The organism is Ruegeria lacuscaerulensis, from assembly GCF_013031245.1.
Taxonomy (GTDB): domain Bacteria; phylum Pseudomonadota; class Alphaproteobacteria; order Rhodobacterales; family Rhodobacteraceae; genus Ruegeria; species Ruegeria lacuscaerulensis_C.
The window spans coordinates 351100-357680 of sequence record NZ_WPZL01000003.1 but is presented as its reverse complement, the minus strand read 5'-3'; the positions used below and the strand labels follow the sequence as shown (position 1 = coordinate 357680).

The following is a 6581-nucleotide window of genomic DNA, read 5'->3' as shown; positions in this document are numbered from 1 at the left end:
TGGTTCCTCCGTTTTCTTAACCATAACGGCGGACCACTTCAGAGGGGGAGGATCACCCGTCGGGCATGAGCTGGCGGTGCTGGTCTCCACACTACATCGCGCTTGGGCGGAGACAGTTGCTGGACGTCTCGGCAATGGCGTACGTTATGCCGCAACTATTGTTTACAATTCTTTCCCTCTTCCAAAATTGACCGAAAAAAATATGGCCGATCTCCAGCGTTGTAGCCAAAATATTCTTCTAGCTCGTGAGGCACATTTCCCAACGACCATTGCCGATCTCTACGACCCCGCGAAGATGCCCGCCGATCTGCGCGCCGCGCATGATCGCAACGACGAGGTGCTTGAACGCATCTATATCGGTCGCCGTTTTAAGAACGATACAGAGCGCCTCGAAAAGCTCTTCGAGCTATACACGAAGGTGACAAAGACGAAGGGGGCGGCATGAGCGAGTTTAACCGCATGACCGTCGTCGCTGCCGCCGAGATTATCGAAGGTATGAAAACGCAGGCTGCATTCACTTCTCTCGCGCTGCAATGGGGCGTCGAAGATAGGTGTAGGTCTGGCTCCGTTCAGTCAAAGGTCAATGCAATGGCGCACGTAGCCATCAATGAGAACCCAACCGTCCATACCCTGAACGGGCTTCAGCCGCTGGAACGCGCGATGATCGAGCTTGCAACGGGCGCGGACGAGAATGTTCGGCGCGGCAAACATGGCGCATGGTTGAGATTGGTCGCGGGGCTTCGATTTGACGGGTTCGAGCTGGTTGAGAAACAGGTTACGGACCCGAACGGTCGAGAGTCTCTCTTTGGCGGCGACCGTTTGGTGACAGCGCTTGAGTTGACGCGAATGCTCCCCGCAGATGTTTCAGGTTTGAATTTTAGGGAAGCCGAGAGCGAAATTGTTCAGTTACTCGATGGGCACGGATTCGGTGTGGCGAAGGGGCACTTGAGCCAAGCAATGTCCGCATTCCAAAGGGGTGAATGGTCTTCGGCCAATGGCGAGCTGCGAAATTTCTACGAAAGCTATCTGAACGAGATGGCCGTAGGTCTTGGATATACAGGCAGCGACGACAGCAAGGCGAAGCGCGATTTTCTCGGTGGCTTGCAACCGCCGTTCCTGCTCTCGGACTACAACGAATGGCATAGCAACAATCAAAAACCGCAGTTTGTTCAAGGATTAATGAACAGGATGCATCCTCATGGGGGACACCCTGGACTGTCCGAGGAGGAAGACGCGGCTTTCAGACTACAGATTTCGCTCGTCACTGCTCGCCTGTTCCTCCGCCGATATAACCAAAGAAAGTCAATTTGAGATGAGCAGCGATAAAAATGTCCCTTCCGTTTCGGTAAAGTACGCCCAGACTGGCAGCTCTACCAAGTCGAATGAGCTTGGCATGCGTCCGATGCAGGAGCGTGCCTACGAAAAGCGCGGAGAGCAATATCTTCTGATCAAATCGCCACCTGCCTCGGGCAAGAGCCGCGCGCTGATGTTCATCGCGCTGGACAAGCTTCACAATCAGGGTGTCCGCAAGGCGATCATCACCGTGCCAGAGAAGTCGATCGGGTCGAGTTTCGCCGATGAACCGTTGGCAAAGTTCGGCTTCTGGGCTGATTGGCATGTCGAGCCAAAATGGAACCTCTGCAATGCGCCAGGCTCCGAGCGGAGTAAGGCGGAGTCTGTCGGAGCCTTTCTGAAAAGCGCCGATCAGGTCTTGGTCTGCCCGCACGCAACTTTCCGCAACGCTGTCGAAAAGTTCGGCGTTGAAGCCTTTGATGATTGCCTTGTCGCCGTGGACGAGTTTCACCACGTCTCGGCCAACCCCGACAACAAGCTAGGCGCGCAACTCGCCGACCTGATCGCGCGCGACAAGGTGCATGTAGTCGCCATGACGGGATCATACTTCCGTGGCGACGCCGAGCCTGTGCTGCTACCCCATGACGAGGCGCGGTTCGAGACTGTGACCTACACTTACTATGAACAGCTCAACGGCTATAAGTATCTGAAAACACTTGATATCGGGTACTACTTCTACACCGGACCCTATGCCGACGACATCCTGAAAGTGCTCGACTCGAGCGAGAAGACGATCATTCACATCCCTTCGGTCAATTCGCGCGAGAGCACGAAGGACAAGATCAGGGAAGTCGAGCACATCATCGAAGAGCTGGGCGAGTGGCAAGGCACCGACCCTGCCACGGGCTTCCAGCTTGTGAAGACACCGGAAGGCCGCGTGCTGCGTATTGCCGACCTCGTGGATGATGATGCCAAGCGGGAAAAGGTTTCGGCAGCCCTTAAAGACCCCACGCAGAAGAACAATCGCGATTATGTGGACATCATCATTGCCCTCGGCATGGCGAAAGAAGGCTTCGACTGGATTTGGTGTGAGCATGCGCTGACGGTCGGCTACCGCACCAGCCTGACCGAAATCGTACAGATCATTGGCCGAGCCACACGTGATGCCGAGGGCAAGACGCGCGCCCGCTTCACGAATCTGATTGCCGAGCCTGACGCGTCCGAAGAGGCCGTGACTGAGGCCGTCAACGACACGCTCAAGGCGATCGCTGCGAGTTTGCTCATGGAACCGGTCCTCGCCCCACGTTTCAACTTCACGCCGAAAGCTCAAGCCAGCGGGCCGCAGGAAGGTTTCGACTACGGCGAGGGCGGCTACGATCCCGAGAAATGCAATGTCGGCTTCAGCGAAGAAAGCGGCCAGTTCCAGATCGAAATCAAGGGACTCGCCGAACCCAAGAGCAAGGAAGCCGAGCGCATTTGCCAGCAAGACCTAAACGAGGTGATTGCCGCCTTTGCTCAGGACAAAACCGCCGTCGAGCGTGGCCTTTTTGATGAAGAGCTGGTTCCCGAAGAACTGACTCAGGTGCGCATGGGCAAGATCATCAAGGACAAGTATCCCGAACTGGACGATGAGGATCAAGAAGCCGTGCGCCAGCATGCGATCGCTGCACTGAACTTGACCCAGAAGGCAAAAGAGGTCGCGCTAGGCAGTGACGATGACGACACTGCAAAGGGCAACACGGCGTTGATCGACGGCGTGCGCAAGTTCGCGATGGATGTCCGCGAGCTGGATATTGATCTGATCGACCGGATCAACCCATTCGCAGAAGCCTATGCTATCCTCGCGAAGACAATGAGCGAGGAGAGCCTGAAGCAGGTTCAGGCAATCATTTCGGCAAAGAAGGTGCAGCTCACACCCGAGGAAGCCCGCGACCTTGCCCGCCGCGCTGTAAAATTCAAGCAGGAACGCGGGAGGCTTCCCTCCATCACGTCGCCGGATGCCTGGGAACGGAAGATGGCGGAAGGTGTAGCGTTCCTCGCCCGCATGAAGGCGGAGGCCGCAAATGGCTAAGCAGTTCACCGAAGAAGATGATGCCCTTCTCGCCGAGCTGGGTGTCGAGGTCGAAGAAAAGAAGACCGCAGCCCGTACCCCACGAGAGGAACGGATCATCGCAGGCTTCGAAGAAATCCAGCGTTTCGTGGAAGAGCATGGCCGATCGCCGCAACATGGCGAGGACCGCGATATTTTTGAGCGGCTCTACGCCGTGCGCCTAGATCGCATCCGCGAGCAGCAAGATTGCATGGAACTGGTCGAGCCTCTGGATCATCAGGGGCTTTTGCGTGGAGCACAGCCTGTTCCGGTCAACGAGGAAGAGCTTGACGACGACGCGTTGCTCGCCGAGCTGGGCATTGAGGCTGAAGCGTCACCCCTGACCGTGCTGAAGCACGTCCGATCCAGCGCCGAGAAGAAGGCTGCGGAAGAAGTCGCCGGACGCGAAAAGTGCGAAGATTTCGAGACCTTCAAACCGCTCTTCGAACAAGTTCAGAAGGAACTCACCTCAGGCCTTCGCGAGACGCGCCCCTTCGAGATGAAAGCCGAAATCGAGAAAGGCCGTTTTTTCATTGTCGGCGGCCAGAAGGCGTACGTCGCAGAGATGGGCGAAATGACGTTGACCGATCAAGGCCGAACAGACGCCAGGCTCCGCGTGATCTTCGACAACGGAACGGAGAGCAACATGCTCATGCGCTCCCTTCAGCGCGCGCTGAACAAGGACGAAGCAGGAAGACGCATCACCGATCCGACTGCTGGTCCGCTCTTCTCTGATCACACGATCGACGGCGACGAGGCCAGCGGCACGATCTATGTATTGCGCAGCAAGTCTGATCACCCACTTGTCGCCGAAAACCGCGATCTTGTGCACAAGATCGGCGTCACAAACATGAGCGTAGAGAAACGGATTGCAGGAGCTAGGCTGCAATCGACGTTTCTTATGGCGGATGTTGAAGTCGTAGCGACCTACGAGCTTTACAATATCAACCGCACCAAGCTTGAAAACCTCATCCATCGCATATTCGCGCCAGCCCGACTAGAAATCGAGATCATGGATCGGTTCGGGCGACCAGTGGTCCCAAGAGAATGGTTTTTAGTGCCTCTCTATGCCATCGATGAAGCAGTCGAGAAAATCAAGGACGGAACAATCAAGAATTATACTTACGAAACTCACGAGGCCCGCCTTGTGGAGAGGAAAGCCCGATGAGAATCAAGACTTACATGACGAACCAGGAATGGCTAGAAGAGGAAGCTGAGCCTGCCGAAGAGTTTGAAGGTGAGGCAGCCGATGGCCGAGATCGGCCTGATCCCGCACGTCAGGAGATCGATAGAGTCCTTTCGGACATCGTTCGCTCGAAGAATTTGATCGTCCTCACGGGTCTAGGTACGTCACTTTGCGTAAAGGATGACGGCGGCAACGTGAAAGCGCCAACGATGGGGGTACTTTGGCAAGCCGTACAGCAAGCCTATGCGGAGGCACGAGAGGGGTATCCCACATGGAATGAAGTTCTTCAGATAGCTCGCCACCCCGAAGGCAACACTGACATCGAAGAACTACTTTCTAGAGCTAAGATCGCAGAATCTTTCGAAGCTGGCGAAGAGCAAGAGAAAATTAGTCGCTTCATAGCGGATGCGGAGCGGATTATTAGGGGAAAAGTTGATTTTCTTGACTCCAATGAGCAGTTGCCCTTGCATGAGTCATTCCTTCGACGGCTCGCTCGACGTTCTGTAAGGCGCGAACGACTTAGGCTCTTCACCACCAATTATGATCGGTGTTTCGAGCATGCGGGGCAGCGTGCTGGCTTCGTTGTAATGGACGGATTTACGCTCTCGCAGCCGTCGACATTTGATCCGATGCACTTTTCTTATGATATCGTCCGTCGCGGTAGCGAGTCGGATGCGCCAGACTACATCGAAAATCTATTCCAATTATACAAGATCCACGGCTCAATAGATTGGGAGTTCGATGAAGATGCCAGCAAAATTAATAGGGTTCCAAGCGCAGACAGGCCACTCCTTATTTACCCGCGAAACACCAAATATGAGCTAGCTTTCGCGCAACCCTATCTAGAAATGATTTCGTCCTTCCAGTCTGCAATTCGGAAACGCGACACGGGGCTGCTTGTCGTTGGATTTGGTTTCAATGACAATCACATCGCTGAGCCCATCCTTGCCGCAATCGAGACCAATCTGGCATTGAAGGTTGTTGTAGTTTCGCCAAATGTGCAGGAACACTCAGGGGCGAACGGACATCTATCCAAGATTTCGGAACTGATCAATCAGGGCGATGCTCGCCTGTCTATGATTGGCGCAACCTTTGAAGACATTGTACCCATTGTTCCCGATCTGACGGCAATGACAGACTTGGAGCGTCACGTCGAACGGGTCCGCGCCGTTCGAGGGGGGTGATCATGTCACTTCCGACTGCGCCATTCGAGACAAAGCGATACTTGGGGTCCGTCACGCAAATCGAGCCCGCGTCTGTGCGTTTAAATTTGCCTCATGGTTATGCCGCCGCATCATCCAGCTATTCTGGGCATCGTATCGGAAGGGGCGAAGTTGGAGAGTTCGTTCTAATTGAAGGCGAGACACATGCGGTCTTGGGCCGCTTAACTCAGGTACGCCTGCCCGAGGGAGAGAGACTGACCGTTGAGCCATCACGAGAAAACGCGAAGACGCCCGTAAATCCCGTCGGTATCGTGCAGCTTTTGCTCTCGATCGAATTGGCCTCCGGCGAGACCGTCCGTGGTGTTCCCGAGCATCCGCGTATCGGGCAGTACGCCTACGCGGCACATCCAGACCTAGTAAAGCATGCGATCGAAGATCGCCGCGGCGATCAGGATCGGCATGTTGACCTTGCGCATGTGCCTTCATCACCCACCACGCACGTCACTTTCGCACCGTCCGCACTTTTTGGACGCCATTGTGCTGTGCTTGGTACAACAGGCGGTGGGAAGAGTTGGACCGTTGCCCGCATGCTTGGAGAAGTCGCGCGTAACCACGGCAAAGCAATTCTGTTCGATCCAAGCGGAGAATTTCACACGCTCAATGAGCGCGTGCGACATGTTTACTTGGGTGGTGAACCTGTGGATGCCGATGATCAACGAGAGTTTGTCTCTTTCCCTTACCGCCATTTGTCGGAAAGTGATCTCTTCGCAATGTTTCAACCGAGCGGAGGATCACAGTCACCGAAACTTCGCGAAGCTCTGATTAGCTTGAAGCTTCTCGCGTTGTAGCC

The 6581-nt window shown here is 55.1% G+C and carries 6 protein-coding genes; all 6 read left to right on the top strand.

The window, feature by feature from the left end:
• The coding region (locus GOX66_RS06455; RefSeq protein ID WP_336509433.1) for a type IIL restriction-modification enzyme MmeI at positions 1-445 on the top strand (445 nt) is incomplete at its 5' end.
• Positions 442-1311, top strand: a complete 870-nt coding sequence (locus GOX66_RS06450) for a hypothetical protein (protein ID WP_170760733.1) — start codon at positions 442-444, stop codon at positions 1309-1311. The genes GOX66_RS06455 and GOX66_RS06450, both read left to right, overlap by 4 nt.
• 1 nt (position 1312) lies before the next feature.
• Positions 1313-3364 carry a DEAD/DEAH box helicase gene (locus GOX66_RS06445; protein WP_170760731.1) on the top strand — a complete coding sequence of 684 codons (2052 nt, stop codon included), beginning with the start codon at positions 1313-1315 and terminating at the stop codon, positions 3362-3364.
• On the top strand, positions 3357-4550 hold the full coding sequence (locus tag GOX66_RS06440) for a GIY-YIG nuclease family protein (protein WP_170760729.1): 1194 nt from the start codon (positions 3357-3359) through the stop codon (positions 4548-4550). Before GOX66_RS06445 ends, GOX66_RS06440 begins: the two co-directional genes overlap by 8 nt.
• Positions 4547-5752 carry an SIR2 family protein gene (locus GOX66_RS06435; RefSeq protein WP_170760728.1) on the top strand — a complete coding sequence of 402 codons (1206 nt, stop codon included), beginning with the start codon at positions 4547-4549 and terminating at the stop codon, positions 5750-5752. Before GOX66_RS06440 ends, GOX66_RS06435 begins: the two co-directional genes overlap by 4 nt.
• Positions 5753-5754: 2 nt before the next feature.
• Positions 5755-6579, top strand: a complete 825-nt coding sequence (locus GOX66_RS25585; protein ID WP_214652578.1) for a helicase HerA domain-containing protein — start codon at positions 5755-5757, stop codon at positions 6577-6579.
• Positions 6580-6581: the final 2 nt, after the last annotated feature.